Source organism: Streptomyces tibetensis (assembly GCF_007655005.1).
GTDB lineage: Bacteria > Actinomycetota > Actinomycetes > Streptomycetales > Streptomycetaceae > Streptomyces > Streptomyces tibetensis.
Window position 1 is genome coordinate 1 of sequence record NZ_SZVW01000007.1, and the last position, 21,669, is coordinate 21,669.

The window sequence follows — 21,669 nt, forward strand, 5'->3', positions numbered from 1 at the left end:
GCCCGGGCCCGCGCGTCGCCGACGTGCGTGCCGCCGCCGTCAAGGCACCCCCACCCGAGGCGGCCCTCGCCGCCTCCTGGGCCAAGCCCCGCCCGGGCGTCAACGGCACCGGCCCCGCCGTGGGCCCGGCCGTCGCCGCACCTCCGGCCCCGGCCGCGCCGCCGGAGCAGGCCGGCGGCTGGCGGCCCTGGCGTTTTCGCATGTCCAACGACGTCTGGGGCACCCCCGCGGTCGCCGACGACCTGGTCTACGTCACCTCCTTCGAGGTGCACGCCCTGGACGTCGCCACCGGCCGCCGCCGCTTCAAGACCAGGGACGTCGCCTGGTCCATGGCGGTCGCGGACGGGCGGATCCACGCCTCCGACGGGCCCACCCTCTTCGCCCTCGACGCCCGTGAGGGCGCCGACCTGTGGCGTCTGCAGACCGACGCGTGGGTCTACACGCTCCAGGCCGGCCGCGGCACCGTCGTCACCGGCACCCGCGGCGGCGGCGTCCAGGGCTGGGAGGCCTCCGGCGGCCAGAAGCTCTGGGAGATCACCGGCTGCCAGACCGACTTCGAGTCCCCCGAGGCCGGACCCGTCCTGCACGACGGCACGGTCTACGTGTGGCAGGACGCCCGGCTGCGCGCCCTGGACGCCCGCACCGGCGAGGAGCGCTGGTCGTACCCGATCGGCGACGCGGCCTCCTGCGGCGGCGTCCCGATCCGGCTCACCCAGGCAACCGACGGCTACGTCTACGTCTGCGCCGGCACCCGCGTCCTCGCCCTGGACGTGGCCGCCGGGCACGTGAAGTGGCACTTCGAGGCCCCGGCCGTGTTCCTCTGCCCGCCCACCTTCGTCCCCGGCCCGGCCGTCACCGGCGGCGGCATCTACCTCGCCGACTACCTCGGCACGGTCTACGCCCTCGACGCCACCGACGGGCGTGACCGCTGGCGCATCGCCACCGAGTCCCGCTCCTGCGTCGACCCCGTCCTGGTCGCCGCCGGCCATGTCCACGTGGGCAGCGGCAAGGGCCTCTACACCCTCGACGCGGTCACCGGCACGCCCAAGTGGCGCTTCCAGGCGGGCGGCGACATCGTGGGCGCCCCCTCGGTCGCCGAGGGCCGGATCCACTTCGGCTCCACCGACCACCTGCTCTACACCCTGAAGGCCGACGACGGCCGGCTGCGCTGGAAGCTCGCCACCGGCGGCGAGATCACCGGCTCCCCGGTCGTCCGGGACGGGGTGGTGTACGCGTGCAGCAAGGACCGCTGCGTGTACGCACTGGACGCGGAGAAGGGCACGGGCACGGCGCGCACCGCCTGACGGGCCACCGGGCGGCTGTCGCACCGCCTGACGGGGCCACATGAGGCGGCCGTCGCACCGCCTGACGGGCCACCCGAGGCGGCCGTCGCAACGCCTGACGGGTGCGGCACGACCGTCGGAACGCCTGACCGGCCCGGGACGGCCGTCGCACCGGCGTACGGAAGGGGCCCCGGACGGCGGCCGTCGCTCGGTGGGGAGCGGTGCGTTCACCGCTTCCACCCACGACGCTACGCCGGGCACGCTGCGGTCGCCATGCGGTGACATGGCCGTGACAGGCGATCACTAGGCTCTGCGGCATGCAGACACGGGGACGCAGGCTCAGGTTCACGGCGGTGCTGGTTCTGGTGGTGCTGGCACTGACCGGTTTCTCGTCCGGCCGAGGTCACGGCGGCAGCCACGGCCACAGGGGCGGTGGAGGCGGCGGCGGGTGCAGCAGCTCCAGCCAGGACCACGACAGTTCGAGGTCGTCCACGTCGAGCGGCGGTGGCTACGGCTCGGGCGGCTCCAGCGGCGGTTCCTACCGCTCCGACGACGACGATGATGACTACAGCGGCAGCTCCAGCAGCTCCGGTGGCAGCTCCTACACCCGCAGGCCGGGCTACGGCTCCACGCCGACGTCCTCCTCCGGCTCCGGCAGCCGCAAGGCCCTGAAGGACGGCACCGCGCGGCTGGTGAGCTGCGCGACCCCGGCGGCCCCCTACGCGACCGTCGAGGTCAGCAACCCCAACGGCCGCAAGGCCGACTTCTCCGTCTCGGTGACCTTCGAGGACGACCGGGGCATCACCGTCGTCAGCCGGTACGGCGACGTCACGGTCCCCGCGAACGGCAGGGCCACCGTCGACGTCCGGGTGGGCGGCTCGGGCCTGGTGGACTCGGTCGACCACTGCGAGGTCGACCGCCAGGCCCTCGTCGACGACTGACGCGGCCCGCGGGCGACAGGACGTCAGCCCCGCAGCTCCGTCAGGAAGCCGATCAGCGCCTCGTTCACCTCGGCGGGCCGCTCCTGCTGCGTCCAGTGGCCGCAGCCCGGCAGCACGAGCGGCTTGCGGCGCAGGTTCGGCATCAGATCCGGCAGCCGCTCGATCAGTTCGGGCGTGCCCGGGAAGGCCGGCACCAGGTCCCGGTCGCCGTACATGTACAGCGCGGGCGGGGACACGACCGTGCCCTGCCACGGGGCGGTCAGCTCCCAGTTGCGGTCCAGGTTGCGGTACCAGTTGAGGGCGCCGGTGAAGCCCGGCTCGAAGCTCTCGGTGAGCAGGTCGAGATCGCCCTCGGTGAGCCACGCGGGCAGCACCTCGGGGTTCGGGGCGTCCGCGAGCCAGCCGCGCTCCGGGTCGACCAGGGCCTGCTCGGGCCGCCCGGCGCCCGGCGCGTCACCGGACGTGGAGTACAGCAGCTTGCGCAGCGCCGTGCGGGGATCGGCGTCGAACTCGGCCTCCGCGGCCCCGGGCCGGTTGAAGTAGTTCCAGTAGAAGCGGCCCTCGAAGCGCTCCTGCATGGCCTGAAGCGGAGGCCGGCTGCCGCGGAACGGCGGCGGCACGCTCAGCCCGGCCACCCCGCGCACCACGTCCGGCCGCAGCAGCGCGGTGTGCCAGGCCACCGGGGCGCCCCAGTCGTGCCCGACGACGAACGCCCGCTCCTCGCCCAGCGCGTGGATCAGCCCGACCACGTCCCCCACCAGGTGGAGGATGCTGTACGCGGCCACGTCCTCGGGGCGGTCGCTGCCGCCGTACCCGCGCTGGTCGGGCGCGACCACCCGGAAGCCGGCCTCGGCCAGCGGACCGAACTGGTGGCGCCAGGACTCCGGGAAACCGTGCAGCAGCACCACGAGCGGACCTTCACCCTGCTCCGCGATGTGCAGCTGTATGCCATTGACGTCGATCATCCGATGCTCAACCACACCTCGAGCATACGCGTGTAGGAGGAAACGATTTCCTACCGCAACCGGTACTCCCGTGACCGCCCCGCGAACAACCGGGCCTGCCGCTCGCCCGTCGCGTTCCCGAGTGCGATGAGGTGCGGTGCCTGTGCGAGGCCCTGCGCCCGGCCCGCCTCGCTCGCGGCCCACAACGCCCGCACGGTCCCCTGCACGGCCTCGGTCGGATACCCGGCGAGGACGGCGGCGCAGGCGGTCGCCGCGCCCAACGCCTCTCCCTCCGCGACGAGTTCCGACACCAGCCCGGTCTCGTACGCCCGCCGGGCCGAGATCCGCTCCGCCGTCCCCATCAACGCCATCCGCGCGACCTCCCCGTACGGCATGCGCTGCGCCATGAGCACCGACTCGTAGGCGCTGACCATGCCGTAGGTGGTGTGCGGGTCGAAGAAGGCGGCGGTGGTGTCGGCGACGACGAACTCCGCCTCGCCGAGGAGGTAGAAGGCCCCTCCGCAGGCCATGCCGTGCACGGCGGCGACGACCGGTTTCCACAGGTCGTTCGCCTTCGGCCCGATGCCGAGCAGCGGATCGTCCTGCGCGTACGGCGAGCTGGGCTGCGGGACGACGGCGTCCCGGTCGATGCCGGTGCAGAAGGCACGCTCCCCGGCCCCGGTCAGGACGATCGCCCGCACGGCGTCGTCGAACCGCAACTCGTCCCACATGGCGGCCAGTTCGTCGGCCATGGCGAGGTCGATGGCGTTGAGCCGTCCGGGCCGGTTCAGCGTCACGACGGCGACCGCGCTGTCCCGGTCGGCCTCTACGAGCACACTGCTCATGACCGCTCCAGGACCCACTGGGGAAGCCCGTCGTGGAAGACGGCCCGCACCCGGGCGCCGATGCGAATGCTCTCCGGCGGCAGGGAGCCGAGGGGCTGCCCGGCCCCGGCGACCAGATTGCCCACCAGCCGGATGCGCGGCGCCTCGTCCAGCTCGACGACGACCACGTTGTACGGCGCCCGCGCCGCGTAGTCGGGCAGCAGCGGCGGATGGGCGACGACGTACGACCAGACCCGGCCCCGGCCGGACACCGGCCGCCACTCGCTCTCGAAGGACTGGCAGTGCGGGCAGCACGGCCGCGGCGGGAAGCGGAACTCGCCGCACGCGGCGCAGGCCTGGACGCGCAGTTCGCCCTGTGCGGCGTACTCCCAGAAGGGGGCGCCGTCGGTGTCGGGGACGGGACGCAGCATCGGTAGCTCCTCAACTCCTCAGCAGCAGGGCGGAGGTCGGGACCCCCTCACCCGCCGTGACCAGACAGACGGAGGCGCCCGGGACCTGCGCGGTACTGGTGCCGCGCAGCTGCCTGACCCCTTCGTTGATGAGGTTGAAGCCGTGGACGTAGGCCTCGGACAGTCCGCCCCCGCCGGTGTTCAGCGGCAGCAGCCCGCCGGTCTCCAGCGCCCCGCCCTCGGTGAACGCCCCGCCCTCGCCCCGCCCGCAGAAGCCGTAGCCCTCCAGTGAGAGCAGGACCAGAGGCGTGAAGGCGTCGTAGATCTGGGCGACGTCGACGTCCTCGGGGGCCAGGTCGGAGTGTTTCCACAGATGCCGGGCGGCGCTCCAGGCGGGGCCGGTGAGGGGGTCGTCGTTCCAGTAGTTGACCATGCCGTGGTGCTGGGCGGGGAGCGACTGGGCGGCGGAGTGGACGTACACGGGCCTGCGCCGGCAGTCGCGGGCGCGCTCGGCGGAGACCACGACGCAGGCCAGCGCCCCGTCGGTCTCCAGGCAGTTGTCGAAGAGGCAGAGCGGCTCGCTGATCCAGCGCGAGGTCATGTACATCTCGCGGGTGAGGGGCCGTTCGTACATGATCGCGTCAGGGTTCTGGTTGGCCCGGTTGCGGCAGGCGAGGGCGACGTTGAACAGGTGGTCGCGGGTGGCGCCGTACTCGTGCAGGTAGCGGCGGGTGAGCATCGCGATCTCGTCGGCGGGGCGCAGCAGCCCGTAGGGCCGGGTCCACTGGGCCGGGGTCGGGAGCTGGGCGGTGGTGTTGGTCCAGGGCCGGGGCCCGCTGCCCCGCTTACGGGAGCGCCAGGCCACCCCGACGCTCGCCTGCCCGGCGGCGATGGCGGCGGCGAGATGGGCGACGGTGGCGCACGAACCCCCGCCCCCGAAACCGACCTTGCTGAAGAACGTGAGGTCACCGAAGCCGCACGCCTTCGCCAGCTCCACCTCGTCGGTCTCCTCCATGGTGTAGGAGGCGAGGGCGTCGACCTCGCCGGGCGCGATCCCGGCGTCGTCGAGCGCGGCCAGAACGGCACGGCAGGCGAGGGTGCGTTCGTCCTCCGGGAGCCGTTTGGCGAAAGGGGTCTGGCCTATGCCGACGAGAGCGGTGGCGTCCTTGAGGCCTCCCGATCCTGCTGCCATGCTGCGCGCACCTCCGGGGCCGAACGGTCGCTGACAGGTCGTCAGATTACAGATAATCTGACGGACAGTCAGCTCCTACGACGTCGGGAGGCGCGCTGTGCGAGCGGATACGGCATGGGAAAGCGTTCCGGCCCTGGTCCGGGCGGCGGCCGAGCGCTACGCGGACGTCGAGGCCGTCGTGGAGGGACGTACCCGCGTCACCTACGCGGAACTGGGCGCACGCGTGGAGCGCGCGGCGGCGGCCTGCCTGGCGACCGGCGTGCAACCGGGCGACCGGGTCGCCATCTGGGCGCCGAACTCCCTCGACTGGATCGTCGGCGCCCTGGGCGCGGTCTCGGCGGGGGCGGTGCTCGTGCCGCTGAACACCCGCTTCAAGGGTGCCGAGGCGGCGGACGTCCTGCACCGCAGCGGCGCCCGGCTGCTGTTCGTGACGGGCACGTTCCTCGGCACGTCGTACGTCGCGTCCCTGCGCAGGGCCGCCGGGGACGGCCCCGGCACCGGACCGCTGCCCGGCCTGCCCGCCCTGAAGCACGCGGTCGTCCTCTCGGAGGACGCCCCGGCCGGCTTCCTGACCTGGAAGGACTTCCTGGCCGCAGGGGAGGGGGTGGGGGCGGCGGACGTCCTGGTCAGGTCCGGCGCCGTCCAGGGGTTCTGGCCCTCGGACATCATCTTCACCTCGGGCACGACGGGCCGCCCCAAGGGCGCGGTCATCACTCATGACCAGACGCTGCGCGCGTACGACATCTGGGGCGACCTCGCGGGCCTCACCCGGGGCGACCGCTACCTCATCGTCAACCCCTTCTTCCACACCTTCGGCTACAAGGCCGGCGTGATCGCCTGCCTGATGCGGGGCGCGACGATGATCCCCCAGCCGGTGTTCGACGTGACCACGGTCCTGGCCAACATCGCCGCCGAGCGGGTCTCCGTACTCCCCGGCCCCCCGACCCTCCTCCAGTCCCTCCTGGACCACCCCGCCCGCGACGCCCACGACCTGACGGCCCTGCGCCTGGTGGTGACGGGAGCGGCGGTCGTGCCGCTGCGTCTCGTGGAGCGCCTGCGCGCCGAACTCGGCGTCGGCACGGTCCTCACCGCCTACGGCCTCTCCGAGGCGAGCGGCGTCGTCACGATGTGCCGCCGAGGCGACGACCCGACGGTGATCGCCTCCACCTCGGGCCGGGCCATCCCCGGCACGCAGCTGAGGGTCGTGGACCCCGAGGGCCGGCCCCTGGAACCCGGGCTGCCGGGCGAGGTCCTGGTGCGCGGCTTCCACGTCATGACCGGCTACTACGAGGACGAGCAGGCCACCGCCGAGGTGCTGTCGGAGGACGGCTGGCTGCGCACCGGCGACGTGGGCGTCCTGGACGCGGCGGGCAACCTGCGCATCACCGACCGCCTCAAGGACATGTTCATCGTCGGCGGCTTCAACGCCTACCCCGCCGAGATAGAACAGCTCCTGGGCCTCCACCCGGACGTGGCCGACGTGGCGGTGATCGGCGTACCGGACGCCCGGCTCGGGGAGGTCGGCCGGGCCTACGTCGTACGCCGCCCCGGCGCCCTGCTGACCGCCGACGACCTGATCGCCTGGTCCCGCAGGGAGATGGCGAACTACAAGGTCCCGAGAAGCGTCGAGTTCGTCGCGGAGCTGCCGCGCAACGCGAGCGGGAAGGTCGTGAAGGGCGCCCTGCGGGACGCGGTCGGCGGCCGGGCGGGAAGGTCGTAGAACAGACGGTGGGGCACGCCGTACGACAGCGGATGTCTGCTGTGGCGCATCCCCGTACGGCTGCTGCCCACCTCCTCCGGTCAAGCCCCGGACCTGGTCAGCGGCACGGCCGGAGTGCCGGTGACCGACATCATCAGGGAGTACAGGGTGGTGTCGGCGGCGATGAACAGACGGTTGCGCCGGGCCCCGCCGAACCGGACGTTGGCGACGGTGCCGGGCACCAGGATGCGGCCGATCAGCGTGCCGTCGGGGTCGTAGCAGTGCACGCCCCCGTCCAGGGCGGCGGCCCAGAGCCGCCCTTGGTCGTCGAAGCGGATGTTGTCGAAGTTGCCCTGCGCGCACGCGGCGAAGACTTCGCCGCCGGAGAGCGAGATCCCGTCCTCCTGGACGTCGAAGACGCGGATGTGGTTGGCCACGCTGTCCGACACGTACAGCCGCCGTTCGTCCGGCGAGAAGACCAGTCCGTTGGGCCCCTGGAACCCGTCGGCGACCAGCCGCACCTCGCCGCTCGCGGGGTCGACGCGGTAGACGTTCCGGGCGCCGATCTCGCTCTCGGCGCGATGCCCCTCGTAGTCGGTGGCGATCCCGAACTCCGGGTCGGAGAACCATACCGACCCGTCCGACCGCACGACGGCGTCGTTCGGGCTGTTGAGCCGCTTGCCCCGGAACCGCTCGGCGATCACGGTGACCGAGCCGTCGTGCTCGGTCCGGGTCACCCGCCGATTGCCCTGTTCACAGGTGACGAGGCGGCCCTGGACGTCCAGGGTGCTGCCGTTCGGGTAGCCGGCGGGGGAGCGGAACACCCCGACGGCCCCCGTCGTCTCGTCCCAGCGCAGCAGCCGGTCGTTGGGGATGTCGCTCCACAGGAGATACCGCCCGGCGGGCACGTACACCGGCCCCTCGGCCCACCGGCACCCCTCGTACAACGTCTCCAGCCGCGAGTCCCCCGCCTGACACCTGCCCGTCCGGAACCGCTCGTCGAGGGTCTCGTAGAGGTGGGGCTGTTCGCCGGGCATGGGGGCCGCCTTCGGATGTGGGCCGACTGTCGATCTGCGCCGACCCACTATCGCGCGCTCCGGTCTGCGGCGCACTCCGCCGGGCCGACGGCCCTCCCGGCCGGTATGGTAAGTGGTATGGCAACGAAGAAGTACACCGTGACGCTGCCGGAGGAGCTCGCCGAGGAGATCCGGCACGAGGTCGGATCCGGCGGCTTCAGCGCCTATGTCACGCGGGCCATAGAGCGCCAGCGCGAGCAGGACCGGCTGGGAGAGCTGGTGACCCGGCTGGAAGAGGAGCACGGCCCGGTCACCGAGGACGAGCTCGCCTCGGCCGAGGCCGAGCGGAGGGAGTTCGAGCGTCACTTCGCGGAACAGGGCCCCGGGGCGGCCGGTGAGCGGCACCGGAGGGCAGGCTAGTGGTGCCGTCCTGCTACGTGCTGGACTCCGAGGCGTTGTCGCGGGCCGTCCTGGGCGACCGGGTGATGCTCGCGCGGCTCAAGGACGCGCACCGATCCGGCATCCGTGTCGTGACCAGCTCGATGACGCTGATCGAGGCGTATCACGGCCGGGTGAAGCGTGCGGCCTGGACGTGGGCGATGTCGCGTGTCGTCGTGGAACCCGTGACCCGGGAGATCGCCGAAGCGGCGGTCGCTCTGCTCCAGGACACCGGCCTGCACGGCCACAAGTACGCGATCGACGCGGCCCTGGCCGTGATCGCGGGCCGGCAGCCCGCAGGCGTGGTGCTCTTCACGTCCGACGAGGACGACATGGGGAAACTGTGCGGGCCGGGAGTACGGGTCGTTTCGCTCTGAGGCGACGCCATCGCGCGCGGACACACCTCGGCCGCGACGGCTCCCCCTCCGCGCCGCCGCGGCCGATCCCCGTGTACCGGTGGCTTACTTCGTCGGCTTGAAGGGCTCCGACGTGGCGTGCAGGTCCTTCGTCTCCAGCGGCTCGTCCGTGGCGTGCAGGTCCTGCTTCTTGACGGCGCCCTCGTCCGTGGCGTGCAGGTCCTCGGTCTTGAGCGGCTCGTCGGTGGCGTGCAGGTCCTGCGGCTTGAGCTCGTCGCCCATGATCGTCAACTCCCCTTGGCATGGATCAAGCAGTGAGGTCGGCGGGCCCGCCCGGCCACTCCCCCGAGGACGGCCGGACGGGCCCACCCGGGCCGCCCACCCCGGAACATCAGGGCGAGGCCCGTGCGGCGACCCGTCTGCCCCCCGACGCGACGGATCGACTGCGTCCATCATGGCGGGAGGCGATAAACGAATGATGAACGCCCCGACGGCGCCCCGAAGACCTTTCAGGCCGCCTGCACCGGGGACAGCAGCGCCCGCACCTCGGCAGCCTCGGGCGAGCCCAACTCCTCGTAGATCACGGCCGCTTCCTGCCAGCAGACATGGGCCCGGCCGGTCTGGCCGATGCCGCTCAGCGCCCGCCCGAGGACCGTGAGGACGTTGCCCCGCCGCCACTCCCCGCCGATCCCGCGCAGCACCGTGAGCGCCATCTCGGCGTTCGCGGCGGCCCGCGCCGCACGCCGGGCGGCGAGATCCACCTCGGCCAGCCGGAACAGGCTCATGCCCTCCCAGAGGCGCTGCCTGCTGTCGCGGAACACCTCCAGCGCCTCCTGGAGCCGGTCGGCCGCGTCGCGCAGCTCCCCGCTCTGGGTGAGGGCGAGCCCGAGGGCGTAGCGGGCGTTCGCGCCGCGCATGGAGTTGCCCATGCCGTCGTAGATGTCGATGCCCTCCTGGGCCAGTGCGACCGCGCTCTGGGTGCGCCCGGTCGCGAGATGGATCCGGGAGAGGTTGCAGAGGGCGGCGGCCTCGCCGGGGCGGTCGCCCAGGGCCCGGAAGTGCTCGATGGCCCGGGAGAGGTGCTCCTCGCCGTCCGTGTGCCGGTTCTGGTACAGCGCGATGATGCCGCGGGCGTTGCGGGCCCAGCAGACGGGGAGCAGGTCGTCGGACTCCCGGGCGAGCAGGATGACCCGCTCCGCCTCCTCCTCGGCCCGTTCGAAACGGCCGCTCACGTGATGGACGTTGACGAGCGTCATCAGCGCCCGGGCCTCCGCCCGCCCGAGTCCGTGCGAGCGGGCCGCGGCGACCAGTGCCTCGGCCGTCGCCTCGTACTCCCGGGAGTTGGCCCCCGACTCGGAGAGGTCGTGCGCGGCCCACAGCATGTCGATGGCCCTGGGGAGGCTCTCGGGCCGCCCCGCGGACCGCCGTGCGCACGCGAGCAGGCACATGGCCTCCGCGTACAGCCAGTCCTGTGCCGCGTGCCGGTCGTCGAACCGCAGCCCCGGGTACGACGTGGTCTCCAAGTGATCGACCAGCCGGTCGCCCGGCCGCTCGATCGCGTACACCCCGGCCGCGGACGCCAGATAGAAGTCCAGCAGCCGGGACAGCGCCGACCCCCGTTCGCTCGGGGCCAGTTCGTCCCGTTCCGCGCAGGCACGCGCGTAGAGCCGCACCAGGTCGTGGAAGCGGTAGCGGCCGGGGGCCGCCGATTCGAGGAGGGAGGTGTCCACGAGGGACTCCAGCAGGTCCTCCGTGTCCTCGACAGGAAGGTCCAGGACCGCCGCGGCGGCGGCCAGGGAGATGTCGGGGCCGTCCGCCAGGCCGAGCAGGCGGAACGCCCGGGCCTGGGCGGGCTCCAGCTGGCCGTAGCCGAGCTCGAAGGTCGCCTTGACGGCCAGGTCGCCGGCCTGGAGTTCGTCCAGGCGGCGGCGCTCGTCGGCGAGCTTCGCCGCGAGGACCGACACCGTCCAGGTGCGGCGGGCCGCAAGGCGGGACGCCGCGATGCGGATCGCCAGCGGCAGGAAACCACAGGCGGCCACCACGTCCAGGGCGGCCTTCCGCTCGGACGCCACCCGCTCCTCGCCCACGATCTTCGTGAACAGCGCCAGCGCCTCGTCCGGGGACATCACGTCGAGGTCGATCAGGTGGGCGCCCGCCAGGTCCAGCATCCGCACCCGGGAGGTGACCAGCGCGGCGCAGCCGTCCGTGCCGGGCAGCAGGGGGCGCACCTGGGCGGCGTCGCGGGCGTTGTCCAACAGGACCAGCACCCGGCGCCCGGCGAGGACCGAGCGGTACAGGGCCGCGCGCTCCTCCAGGGAGTCGGGGATCGCCGAGTCGGCGGTGCCGAGGGCGCGCAGGAAGGAACCGAGGACCGTCTCCGGCTCCGCCGCCCGGGCGCCCGCGCCCTGGAGGTCGACGTACAGCTGCCCGTCCGGGAACGCCGTGCGGGCCTGGTGCGCCACGTGCACCGCGAGGGTCGTCTTGCCGACGCCGCCGATGCCCGCGAGGGCCGAGACCGCCATGACCCGGCCCTCGGCGGAGGCGAGGATGTCGCCGAGTTCGCGTACGAAGCCGGAGCGGCCGGTGAAGTCCGGCACGGTCGCGGGCAGTTGTGCCGGACGGACCGGGACGGAAGCCGGCTCGGGTGCCGGGGAGGAGGGCTCCGCCAGTGACGGGTCGGCCTGGAGGATCCGCTGCTGCAGCTCGCTCAGGCCGGGACGCGGGTCCACGCCGAGCTCGTCGGCGAGCAGGCGGCGGGTGTCGGCGTAGACGGCCAGGGCCTCGGCCTGGCGGCCGCTGCGGTAGAGCGCCAGCATCAGCAGCTCGCGCAGCCGCTCGCGGAGCGGATGGGCCGCGGTGAGCGCGGTGAGCTCGGAGACGGCCTCGGCGTGGCAGCCCTGCTCCAGGTCCATGTCCAGGCAGGATTCGAGGAGTTGGAGCCGCCACTCCTCCAGGCGGACGCGCTGGGCCTCCGCGTAGGGGCCCGGCACTCCGGCCAGGGTCTCCCCGTCCCACAGGGCGAGGGCGCGGCGCAGGGTGGCGCGGGCGTGGCAGAGGTCGCCGGCGGAGCGGGCCTTCTCCGCCTCGGTCGCCAGGTCCTGGGCGACGGTGAGGTCAAGGGCGCCTTCGGCGAGGTCGCGGACCGCGTAGCCGCCGGACTCGCTGACCAGGACGGCGGTGGCCGCGGCGCCGCCGGACCGGCGGGCCTCGCCGCCCGGGTCCAGCACCTTGCGCAGGCGGGAGGCGTACGTCCGCACCGCCGCCAGTGCCTGCGAGGGCGGTTCCTCGCCCCACAGCGCGTCGATCAGCTCCGCCGCCGTGGCAGTCCGGCCTTCGCGAAGCAACAGGGCCGACAGCAGGGCGCGTTGCTGGGGGGATCCGGTGGTGACGGGTTCGTCGCCGCGCCAGGCGCGCACGGGGCCGAGCACGCCGAAACGCAGGGCCGCGGCCTCCGCCGGCCCGGCCGGCCCGGTGGTCATGGCCGACTCCGGCGTGGAGTCGGGACGCCGCTGCTCCGGTACGCGCGGCACACCCTTCGGTACACCGTTCATGCAGTCCCCCTAGACATCCTGAGCAACCAGGCCAGTTTGCCTTGTTGGCGGCGGATACGTCAGCCGTGGGAGACACCGATCACAGGGCGGCGCAGGGGAGTCCACCAGGTCTGCACACTCTCTCCGCATGCGCCCGGCCGTATCGCGCGTATCACGCCATCGCGGCCGGAATCAGTCCCTGTGTGCATAGCTGACGCCCCGTCAGATCGGCGCTACCGTGAGCGCCATGGACACCCACGACAGCACCTTTCCGCTGATCATCTCCGTGGACGACCACACCGTGGAGCCCGCGAGCGTCTGGCAGGACCGGCTTCCGGAGAAGTACAAGGGCGTCGGACCGCGCGTCGTCCGGGCCCCCGTGAAGGAGATGACCTTCCTCGGAGGCCGCTTCAAGCCGGTCATGGGACAGCCCGGGGACGACGGTCCCGTCGGGGACTGGTGGGTCTACGAGGATCTGCGGCGGCCCCTGACCCGGCTCGACACCGCCGTCGGGTACGACAGGGACGAGATCCGGCTGGAGGTCATCACCTACGAGCAGATGCGGCCCGGCTCCTACGACGTCACCGCGCGGCTCGCCGACATGGACGTCAACCACGTCCAGTCCGCCCTGTGCTTCCCGACCTTCCCGCGCTTCTGCGGCCAGACCTTCACCGAGGCGAAGGATCACGAGCTGGGCCTGCTCTGCGTCCGGGCCTACAACGACTGGATGGTGGAGGAGTGGTGCGGTCCGGACGCGCACGGGCGGCTCATACCCCTGCCCCTCATCCCCCTGTGGGACGCCGGGCTGGCGGCGGCGGAGGTCCGGCGCAACGCCGCCCGCGGGGTGCGTGCCGTCGCCTTCTCCGAGATACCGCCGTTCCTCGGGCTGCCCTCCATCCACACCGACGGCTGGGACCCGTTCCTCGAAGCCTGCGACGAGACCGGCACGGTCGTCGCCATGCACATCGGCTCCAGCAGCCGCATGCCCTCCACCTCCGCGGACGCCCCGCCCGCCGTCGGCTCCACCATCACCTACGCCAACTGCTGCTTCTCCATGGTCGACTGGCTGATGAGCGGCAAGTTCGAGCAGTTCCCGAACCTCAAGGTCATGTACGCCGAGGGCCAGATCGGCTGGATCCCCTACATCCTGGAACGGGCCGACGTGGTGTGGGAGGAGAACCGCGGCTGGGGCGGCGTCGCCGACAAGGTGCACCGGCCGCCGTCCGAGCTGTTCGCCGAGCACGTCTACGGCTGCTTCTTCGACGACGCCTTCGGGCTGCGCAATCTCGACTCCATCGGCGTCGGCAACGTCCTCTACGAGACCGACTACCCCCACTCCGACTCCACCTGGCCCAAGTCCCGCGAGGTCGGCGAGGCGCAGATGGGGCACCTGGAGGCCGACGTGGTCGAGCGGATCGTACGCGGGAACGCCATCGAGCTGCTCGGACTGACGGCCGAGGGGCTGTGGCCGGGTGGCGGCGGTGCGCGGTGAGCCTGCGGTACGGGATGCAGCTGCCCGTCCAGTCGCAGAGCACCCTCTACGCGGAGGGCTGGGAGGCGGAGGCCGGGCCGGACGACCTGCTGGAGATCGCCCGCGCCGCCGACCGGGCCGGGTTCGACTACCTGGCGGGCTGCGACCACGTCGGCATCCCCCGCCGGCTCGCCGCCGCGATGAGCACCGTCTGGTACGACCCCGTCGCCACCCTCGCCTTCCTCGCGGCGGCCACCCCACGCGTCCGGCTGCTCAGCCACGTCGCGATCGTCGGACTGCGGCACCCCCTGCTCGTCGCCAAGCAGTACGCCACCCTGGACCACCTGTCGAGCGGCCGCCTGATCCTCGGGGTCGGTGCCGGGCACGTCCAGGAGGAGTTCGAGGCCCTGGGCGTCGACTTCCACCGGCGCGGGGCCGTGCTGGACGAGTCGATCGACGCCCTGCGCGCCGCCCTCGGCCCCGACGAGTTCCCCGAGCACCACGGCAAGCTGTACGACTTCGAGGGGCTCGGGCAGCGGCCCCGTCCGGCGCAGGAACCGGTTCCCGTGTGGGTCGGCGGCTCCTCGCCCGCCGCCGTACGCCGCGCCGCGCTCAAGGGCGACGGCTGGCTGCCGCAGGGGGATCCGAGGGACCGGCTGCCCGCGCAGATCGGCCGGATCAGGGAGCTGCGCGAGCGGGCCGGCGTGCAGGGCCCGTTCACCGTGGGTGCCATCGCCGAGCCGCTGTACGTCGGCACGCCCCGCTGGGAGGTGGGGCGCCGGACCGTGACCGGCGGGCCGCAGCGGCTCGCCGAGTCGCTGCGGGCGTACCGGGCGATGGGCGTGCACCAGCTCCAGGTGCGGTTCCGCAGCCGGAGCCGCGACGAACTCATCGACCAGATCGCGGCGTTCGGCGCCGAGGTCGCTCCCGAGCTGTGAGGAGACCCCGTGGGCAAGCTCGACGGACGAGTCGTCATCGTCACCGGCGCCGCACGCGGCCAGGGCGAACAGGAGGCCCGGCTGTTCGCGGCCGAGGGCGCACGGGTGGTCGTCGCGGACGTGCTCGACGACCAGGGTGAGGCCCTCGCGAAGGAGATCGGCGCGCGGTACGTCCATCTGGACGTGGGCCGGGAGGAGGACTGGCAGGCCGCCGTCACCGCCGCCAAGGACGCGTACGGCCATGTCGACGGGTTGGTCAACAACGCCGGGATCCTGCGCTTCAACTCCCTCCTCGACACGCCCCTCGACGAGTTCATGCAGGTCGTGCAGGTCAATCAGGTGGGCTGCCTGCTCGGCATCAAGGCGGTCGCCCCGGAGATGGCCGACGGGGGCACGATCGTGAACACCGCCTCCTGCACGGGCCTGACCGGCATGGCCGCGGTGGGCTCCTACGCGGCGACCAAGCACGCCGTGGTCGGTCTGACCCGGGTCGCCGCGCTGGAGCTGGCGGGGCGCGGGATACGGGTCAACGCCGTCTGCCCGGGGGCGATCGACACCCCGATGGCCAACCCGGCCCGGCTCGACCCGGACGCCGACCCGGCGGAGACGTCGAAGGGCCTCGACCGGCTGTACCGCAAGCTGGTGCCGCTGGGCAGGGTCGGGCGGCCCGAGGAGGTGGCGAGGCTCGCGCTGTTCCTGACCTCGGAGGACTCCTCGTACATCACGGGACAGCCGTTCGTGATCGACGGCGGGTGGCTGGCCGGGGTCACCGTTATCTGACGGTCCATCAGGTATTGACGCTCTTCGAGGCCGGTGGAACAGTCGGAGCCATAAATCTGACGCATCGTCAGAACTGACCGTGGGGCGGTGAACCTCCTTGGAATTCGGCATCTTCGTTCAGGGATACGTCGGCAAACGGGCCGAGACCGACCCGCTCGCCGAGCACAAGGCGCTGATGGAGGAGACCGAGTACGTCATCCAGGCGGACAAGTCGGGCTTCAAGTACGCCTGGGCCTCCGAGCACCACTTCCTGGACGAGTACTCGCACCTGTCCGCCAACGACGTCTTCCTCGGCTACCTGGCGCACGCGACCGAGCGGATCCACCTGGGCTCGGGGATCTTCAACCCGCTCGCCCCGGTCAACCACCCGGTGAAGGTCGCCGAGAAGGTCGCCATGCTCGACCACCTCAGTGGCAACCGCTTCGAGTTCGGCAGCGGGCGGGGCGCCGGGTCGCACGAGATCCTCGGGTTCATGCCGGGGGTGACCGACATGAACCACACCAAGGAACTCTGGGAGGAGACCATCGCGGAGTTCCCCAAGATGTGGCTCCAGGACGAGTATCAGGGCTTCCAGGGCAAGCACTGGTCGCTGCCGCCGCGCAAGATCCTGCCCAAGCCGTACGGCGGGTCGCACCCGGCGATGTGGTACGCGGCCGGGTCGCCGCCGTCGTACGCCATGGCCGCGAAGAAGGGGCTCGGCGTGCTCGGCTTCAGCGTGCAGAAGGTCTCCGACATGGAGTGGGTGCTGGAGCAGTACAAGACGGCGATCGTGGACGCCGAGCCGGTCGGGGCCTTCGTGAACGACAACGTGATGGTGACCACCACGGCGATCTGCGCGCCGACCCATGCGGAAGCCGTGCGGATCGCGGCGAGCGGAGGGCTGCACTATCTGCCGTCGCTGGTGTTCCGGTACCACGACACGTTCCCGCGGCCCGAGGGGTTCCCGGTGTGGCCGGAGACGCTGCCGGAGTACACCGAGGAGTTCGTGGAGGTGCTGATCGAGGAGGAGTTGCTGATCTGCGGGGATCCGGACGAGGTGCTGCGGCAGTGCGAGCGGTGGGAGCGGGCCGGGGCGGACCAGCTGAGTTTCGGGCTGCCGGTGGGGGTGCCGAAGGAGGAGACGCTGCAGACGATCCGGCTGGTCGGGGAGTACGTGATTCCCAAGATCGACACGGATCCGGTGCACCGCACGTCCCGTTTCCGGCAGAGCGCGTAATCGCCGCAGAGCCGCGGGCCGTCCGGCGAGTGCGGGCGGTGCGTGGCGTGTCGCGCAGTTCCCCGCGCCCCTTTGGGGCATCCAGCTCTAGGAGTTGAGTGGTCATGCTCGATCACGTCATCAAAGGGGCGACCGTCGTCGACGGGTCCGGTGGGCCCGGCTACACCGCCGACGTCGGCATCCGCGACGGGCGGATCGCCGTCATCGGTCGGGCCACCGAGGAAAGCCGGACCGCCGAGGACGCTCACGGCCTCGTCCTCACCCCCGGCTTCGTCGACCCCCACACCCACTACGACGCCCAGCTCTTCTGGGATCCGTACGCCACACCCTCGCTCAACCACGGGGTCACCACCGTCGCCGGCGGGAACTGCGGGTTCACGCTCGCGCCGCTGCATCCCGACCGGCCCGGGGACGCCGACTACACGCGGCGGATGATGTCCAGGGTCGAGGGCATGGCGCTGGTGGCGCTGGAGGAGGGGGCGCCCTGGAGCTGGCATTCCTTCGGGGAGTACCTGGACGCCCTGGAGGGGCGGATCGCCGTCAACGCCGGGTTCATGGTCGGGCACTGTGCGCTGCGGCGGTACGTGATGGGGCCGGACGCGGTGGGCGGGCAGCCGAGTCAGGAGCAGCTCGCCGCGATGGTGAGGCTGCTGCGGGAGGCCATGGACGCCGGGGCCTGGGGGCTGTCCACGACCCAGTCGAGCAGCCACTCCGACGGCGACGGGCAGCCGGTCGCCTCGCGGCACGCCCGGCCGGCCGAGCTGCTGGCCCTGGCGCGGGCGGTCGGGGAGTGCGAGGGCACGCAGATCGAGGCGATCGTCGCGGGCTGTCTGGATCAGTTCAGCGACGCGGAGATCGATCTGTTCGTGGAGATGAGCGCGGTCGCGGGGCGGCCGTTGAACTGGAACGTGCTGACGATCGACGCGGCCGTGCCCGAACGCGTGCCCCGGCAGCTGCTCGCGAGCGAGCAGGCGCGGAAGGCGGGAGGGAGAGTCGTGGCCCTCACCATGCCGATCCTCACGCCCATGAACATGTCCCTGGGAACGTTCTGCGCGCTGAACCTCATCCCCGGTTGGGGGCCGGTGCTCGGGCTGCCCCTGCCGGAGCGGATCGAGCGGCTGCGCGATCCGGACGTGCGGGCCGAGCTGCTGCGGCGCGCCAACTCCAAGGAGGCGGGGGTCTTCCGGCGGCTCGCGAACTTCGGGCGGTACGTCATCGGCGACACCTACAGCGAGGCCAACGCCAAACTGACCGGGCGCGTGGTGAAGGACATCGCCGAGGAGCGCGGGCAGGAGCCCTTCGCGTGCCTGGTGGAGATCTGCGCCAACGACGAGCTGCGCACGGTGCTGTGGCCGATGCCGACCGACAACGACCCGGCGTCCTGGGCGCTGCGGGCCGAGACCTGGCAGCACGAGGACGTGCTGCTCGGCGGGTCCGACGCGGGCGCCCATCTGGACCGGATGTGCGGGGCGCCGTACACGACCCGCTTCCTCGGGGACTGTCTGCGGGGCCGCAAGCTCGTCGGTCTGGAGCAGGCCGTGAAGATGCTGACCGACGACCCGGCCCGGCTCTTCGGGCTGCGGGAGCGGGGGCGGGTGCGGGAGGGCTGGCACGCGGACCTGGTCCTGCTCGACCCGGAGCGCATCGACGCGGGCCCGGCCACCCTGGTGCACGACCTGCCGGGTGACAGCCCGCGGCTGGACTCCCGGGCGCTGGGCGTGCGGGCCGTGTGGGTCAACGGGGTCGAGGCGATCCGGGACGACGTGGTGACCGGCGCCGTCCCGGGCCGGGTGCTCCGCTCCGGGCGGGACACGGAGACGGTGAGCACGAGGTGACGGCACGCCAGTCGCTGTTCGTCGGCGGCTCCTGGGTGGAGCCGGACGGCGGCCACTACGAGGTGATCGACCCGGCGGGCGAACAGACCGTCGGGTGGGCGCCGGAGGCCTCGCGGGACCAGGTGCTCGCGGCCTGTGCCGCGGCCCGCGAGGCCTTCGGGCCGTGGTCGCGCACCGCACCCGAGGAACGGGCCGCGGTCCTCGGACGGGCGGCGGGGATCATCGCCGGCCGGCTGAAGGAGTACGCGGAGCTGGCCCGGGCCGAGACCGGAGCGACCCTCGGCACCGCACGCGCCCTGCAGGTCGGGGTCGCCGCCGCCCGCTTCCGGCGCTACGCCCGCCTGGAGCCCGCCGAGTGGCCGATCCCGCCGCAGATCAACGAGGCCGGACCGATGGGGAAGGCCGGGGTGATGGGCGCTCTGGCCGTCCGGCAGCCCGTCGGGGTCGTCACCTGCATCACCTCCTACAACAACCCCTGGGCCAACCCGGCCGGGAAGGTCGCCCCCGCCCTGGCCATGGGCAACACGGTCGTGGTGAAACCGGCCCCGCAGGATCCGCTGTCGGTCTACCGGATGGCCGAGGCACTCGAGGAGGCGGGCGCCCCGCCGGGGGTGGTGAACGTCGTCGGCGGTTCACGTACGGAGGTGGGCGAGGCGGCCGTGGCGTCGCCGGACGTCGACATGGTCAGCTTCACCGGTTCCACGGCGGTCGGACGCCGGATCGCCGAGGTGTGCGGTCGGGGCATGAAGCGGCAGCTGATGGAGCTGGGCGGGAAGGGGGCGGCGCTCGTCTTCGACGACGCCGACCTCGGCTCGGCCGTCGCCGGGATCGGCACCACCTTCTCCTTCTACAGCGGGCAGATCTGCACCGCACCGACGCGGGTGCTGGCGCAGCGCGGGATCCACGACCGGCTGGTGGAGCAACTGGCGGCCTACGCGGGCAGGTTGAAGGTGGGTGACCCACGGGAGCCGGACACCGTCGTCGGGCCGGTCATCTCGGCGGCGCACCGGGACCGGGTCGAGTCGTACGTCGAACTGGGCCGCAAGGAGGGCGCGGTGGTGGTGGCGGGCGGCGAACGCCCGGATCTGCCGACCGGCTTCTACGTCGCCCCGACCCTCCTGGCGAACTGCACCGGCGACATGCGCGTGGCCCGTGAGGAGATCTTCGGCCCGGTGGTGGTCGTCATCCCCTTCGAGGACGAGGACGAGGGCATCGCGCTCGCCGACGACACCGACTACGGCCTCATCGACTACGTCTGGTCGGGCGACGTGGCCCGGGCCTTCCGGGTGGCCCGGCGACTGCGGGCCGGCGGGGTGGGGATCAACACCGTGGGCCGCAACATGGAGGCGCCCTTCGGCGGGTTCAAGCAGAGCGGAGTGGGCCGCGACGTCGGCTCGTACGCCCTGCACGCGTACAGCGAGGTGCAGTCGATCGTCTGGCCGGGCTGACGCCTCTCAGGTGTCCAGGTCCACCCGCACCGTCAGCAGATTCGTCCCCAACGCCCGCACTCCCAGGCTGTTGACCCGCGGCAGCCCCCGCAGCCGCGCCACCGGATCGTCGTCCGGCATCAGGTGCGCGGTCCCTTCGTGCCACCGCCCCCGGATCCGCACCCGCACCCGTGGATCGGCCTTGATGTTGCGTACGTACTGCGAGCGTTCGCCGAACTCCGACACCAGCCAGAAGGAGCCGCCGACGCGGCGCCCGCCCACCGGCGTCCGGCGGGGCAGCCCGGAGACCCGGCCCGTCGTCTCCAGGACCGTCTGGAAGGGGAGGCGGCGCAGGAGCGGGTTGAGGCGGCGCTGGAAGGCTGTGGTCGCCCGGAACCACAGGTCGGTGCGGCGGGACATCTCTGCGGGTCTCCTTCGCACGAAGCTCTCACGGTTTCTGCAATGCTTCCTGCTTCAATGATCCCCCACGCGGCATCGAGGGAGAGCGGGTGGCTGCGGATGCGGATCGTGACCTGGAACCTGTGGTGGCGCTTCGGGCCGTGGCAGACGCGGCAGAAGGCGATCCTCAACGCCCTGCGGGAGCTGCGGCCCGACGTCGTCGGGCTCCAGGAGGTGTGGGCGGCCGACGGCGAGAACCTCGCCGAGTGGCTCGCCGCTGAGCTGGGCCTGCACTGCGCCTACGGCGCCTCGACCGCCCCGGAACGCTGGCAGCGGCGGATCGGGGACCCGACGGTCGGCATAGGCAACGCCGTGCTGAGCCGATGGCCGGTCGTCGACCAGGACGTGCTGCCGCTGCCAGCCCCGGCCGACACGGACGACGGCCGCCTCGCCCTCTACGCTCGCCTGGCCGCCCCCGGCCACGAAGTGCCCTTCTTCACCGCCCACTTCACCTCCGCCCCGGACGCCTCGGCGGTCCGCTGCGGCCAGGCCGCCGCGCTCGCCGGTTTCGTCGCCCGGCACCGCGGCGACACCTCCTTCCCGCCGGTCGTCACGGGCGACCTCAACGCCTGGCCCGACTCCGACGAGGTCCGCCTCCTCGGCGGCTACAAGACCGCCCCGGCGGTGCCCGGCCAGGTCCTCCTGGACGCGTGGGAGTACGCCGACCCGGCCGCCCCCTGCGTGACCTGGGACGCGGCCAATCCGTACGTGGCGCGCACCTGGGAGCCCGGCGTGCGCATCGACTACATCCACGTGGGCCCGCCCGGCCCCGACGGACTCGGCCACGTACAGGACGTACGGCGGGCCTGCGACGGCCCGGTCGACGGGATCTGGCCCTCCGACCACGCGGCGGTCGTCGCCGACCTGGCGGACACCGCCCGGTAGCGCCTCGTCACGTCGAGTCATGCAG

At 72.6% G+C, this 21,669-nt stretch carries 20 protein-coding genes; 12 read left to right on the plus strand and 8 right to left on the minus strand.

Annotated elements, in window-relative coordinates; genetic code table 11:
- Positions 1 to 1,304, plus strand: a 1,304-nt coding sequence (locus FDO69_RS13400) for an outer membrane protein assembly factor BamB family protein (protein WP_145475626.1), incomplete at its 5' end; no start/stop codon positions are given.
- Between the two features lie 296 nt (positions 1,305 to 1,600).
- Positions 1,601 to 2,224 (plus strand): hypothetical protein, encoded by a 624-nt coding sequence (locus FDO69_RS13405; RefSeq protein WP_104780025.1) that lies wholly within the window; start codon positions 1,601 to 1,603, stop codon positions 2,222 to 2,224.
- Positions 2,225 to 2,247: 23 nt separating this feature from the next.
- Here FDO69_RS13405 and FDO69_RS13410 read toward each other — a convergent pair whose 3' ends face one another.
- Genes FDO69_RS13410 through FDO69_RS13425 form a run of 4 tightly spaced genes read right to left on the minus strand, consistent with a single transcriptional unit; the run spans position 2,248 to position 5,594 of the window.
- Positions 2,248 to 3,189: an alpha/beta fold hydrolase gene (locus FDO69_RS13410; protein WP_104780026.1), complete on the minus strand. Its 942-nt coding sequence runs from the start codon at positions 3,187 to 3,189 to the stop codon at positions 2,248 to 2,250.
- A 50-nt stretch (positions 3,190 to 3,239) separates the two neighbouring features.
- The gene (locus FDO69_RS13415) at positions 3,240 to 4,013 is read right to left on the minus strand and encodes an enoyl-CoA hydratase/isomerase family protein (protein ID WP_104780027.1); all 774 of its coding nucleotides are present in this window, start codon (positions 4,011 to 4,013) and stop codon (positions 3,240 to 3,242) included.
- Positions 4,010 to 4,423 (minus strand): Zn-ribbon domain-containing OB-fold protein, encoded by a 414-nt coding sequence (locus tag FDO69_RS13420; protein ID WP_104780028.1) that lies wholly within the window; start codon positions 4,421 to 4,423, stop codon positions 4,010 to 4,012. The genes FDO69_RS13415 and FDO69_RS13420 overlap by 4 nt, the downstream gene beginning before the upstream one ends.
- A gap of 10 nt (positions 4,424 to 4,433) precedes the next feature.
- A complete protein-coding gene (locus FDO69_RS13425; RefSeq protein WP_104780029.1) occupies positions 4,434 to 5,594 on the minus strand; it encodes a lipid-transfer protein in 1,161 nt (386 codons plus the stop codon).
- A 97-nt stretch (positions 5,595 to 5,691) separates the two neighbouring features.
- Here FDO69_RS13425 and FDO69_RS13430 point away from each other — a divergent pair, with 97 nt between their 5' ends.
- Positions 5,692 to 7,314, plus strand: coding sequence for a FadD3 family acyl-CoA ligase (locus FDO69_RS13430; RefSeq protein ID WP_104780030.1), 1,623 nt, complete (start codon positions 5,692 to 5,694; stop codon positions 7,312 to 7,314).
- 80 nt (positions 7,315 to 7,394) lie between these two features.
- On the opposite strand, the gene FDO69_RS13435 is transcribed toward FDO69_RS13430, so the two are convergent.
- Entirely contained in the window at positions 7,395 to 8,330 is a 936-nt protein-coding gene (locus FDO69_RS13435; protein WP_104780031.1) for an SMP-30/gluconolactonase/LRE family protein, read from the minus strand.
- Positions 8,331 to 8,447: 117 nt separating this feature from the next.
- Between FDO69_RS13435 and FDO69_RS13440 the strand changes: the two genes are divergently transcribed.
- Together FDO69_RS13440 and FDO69_RS13445 are read left to right on the plus strand one after the other, a co-directional pair.
- The gene (locus FDO69_RS13440) at positions 8,448 to 8,729 is read left to right on the plus strand and encodes a hypothetical protein (protein ID WP_104780032.1); all 282 of its coding nucleotides are present in this window, start codon (positions 8,448 to 8,450) and stop codon (positions 8,727 to 8,729) included.
- A gap of 17 nt (positions 8,730 to 8,746) precedes the next feature.
- The gene (locus FDO69_RS13445) at positions 8,747 to 9,124 is read left to right on the plus strand and encodes a PIN domain-containing protein (RefSeq protein WP_324826429.1); all 378 of its coding nucleotides are present in this window, start codon (positions 8,747 to 8,749) and stop codon (positions 9,122 to 9,124) included.
- An 84-nt stretch (positions 9,125 to 9,208) separates the two neighbouring features.
- On the opposite strand, the gene FDO69_RS41150 is transcribed toward FDO69_RS13445, so the two are convergent.
- Both FDO69_RS41150 and afsR read right to left on the minus strand, forming a co-directional pair.
- Positions 9,209 to 9,385 (minus strand): hypothetical protein, encoded by a 177-nt coding sequence (locus FDO69_RS41150; protein ID WP_167526582.1) that lies wholly within the window; start codon positions 9,383 to 9,385, stop codon positions 9,209 to 9,211.
- A gap of 227 nt (positions 9,386 to 9,612) precedes the next feature.
- Entirely contained in the window at positions 9,613 to 12,654 is a 3,042-nt protein-coding gene (gene afsR, locus FDO69_RS13450) for an SARP-family global regulator AfsR (RefSeq protein WP_104780034.1), read from the minus strand.
- A gap of 226 nt (positions 12,655 to 12,880) precedes the next feature.
- Here afsR and FDO69_RS13455 point away from each other — a divergent pair, with 226 nt between their 5' ends.
- The 6 genes from FDO69_RS13455 (at position 12,881) to FDO69_RS13480 (ending at position 20,321) form a co-directional block, all read left to right on the plus strand.
- Positions 12,881 to 14,125 carry an amidohydrolase family protein gene (locus tag FDO69_RS13455; protein ID WP_104780035.1) on the plus strand — a complete coding sequence of 415 codons (1,245 nt, stop codon included), beginning with the start codon at positions 12,881 to 12,883 and terminating at the stop codon, positions 14,123 to 14,125.
- A 14-nt stretch (positions 14,126 to 14,139) separates the two neighbouring features.
- Entirely contained in the window at positions 14,140 to 15,042 is a 903-nt protein-coding gene (locus FDO69_RS13460; protein ID WP_104780285.1) for a TIGR03619 family F420-dependent LLM class oxidoreductase, read from the plus strand.
- 9 nt (positions 15,043 to 15,051) lie between these two features.
- The gene (locus FDO69_RS13465) at positions 15,052 to 15,822 is read left to right on the plus strand and encodes an SDR family NAD(P)-dependent oxidoreductase (RefSeq protein WP_104780036.1); all 771 of its coding nucleotides are present in this window, start codon (positions 15,052 to 15,054) and stop codon (positions 15,820 to 15,822) included.
- 97 nt (positions 15,823 to 15,919) lie between these two features.
- Positions 15,920 to 17,038 (plus strand): LLM class flavin-dependent oxidoreductase, encoded by a 1,119-nt coding sequence (locus FDO69_RS13470; RefSeq protein ID WP_104780037.1) that lies wholly within the window; start codon positions 15,920 to 15,922, stop codon positions 17,036 to 17,038.
- A 104-nt stretch (positions 17,039 to 17,142) separates the two neighbouring features.
- Positions 17,143 to 18,873, plus strand: coding sequence for an N-acyl-D-amino-acid deacylase family protein (locus FDO69_RS13475; RefSeq protein WP_104780038.1), 1,731 nt, complete (start codon positions 17,143 to 17,145; stop codon positions 18,871 to 18,873).
- Positions 18,870 to 20,321, plus strand: a complete 1,452-nt coding sequence (locus FDO69_RS13480; RefSeq protein ID WP_234387925.1) for an aldehyde dehydrogenase family protein — start codon at positions 18,870 to 18,872, stop codon at positions 20,319 to 20,321. Before FDO69_RS13475 ends, FDO69_RS13480 begins: the two co-directional genes overlap by 4 nt.
- Before the next feature lie 6 nt (positions 20,322 to 20,327).
- On the opposite strand, the gene FDO69_RS13485 is transcribed toward FDO69_RS13480, so the two are convergent.
- Entirely contained in the window at positions 20,328 to 20,720 is a 393-nt protein-coding gene (locus FDO69_RS13485; protein WP_104780039.1) for a nitroreductase/quinone reductase family protein, read from the minus strand.
- Between the two features lie 99 nt (positions 20,721 to 20,819).
- Here FDO69_RS13485 and FDO69_RS13490 point away from each other — a divergent pair, with 99 nt between their 5' ends.
- The gene (locus FDO69_RS13490) at positions 20,820 to 21,644 is read left to right on the plus strand and encodes an endonuclease/exonuclease/phosphatase family protein (RefSeq protein ID WP_104780040.1); all 825 of its coding nucleotides are present in this window, start codon (positions 20,820 to 20,822) and stop codon (positions 21,642 to 21,644) included.
- The last annotated feature ends 25 nt before the right edge of the window (positions 21,645 to 21,669 follow it).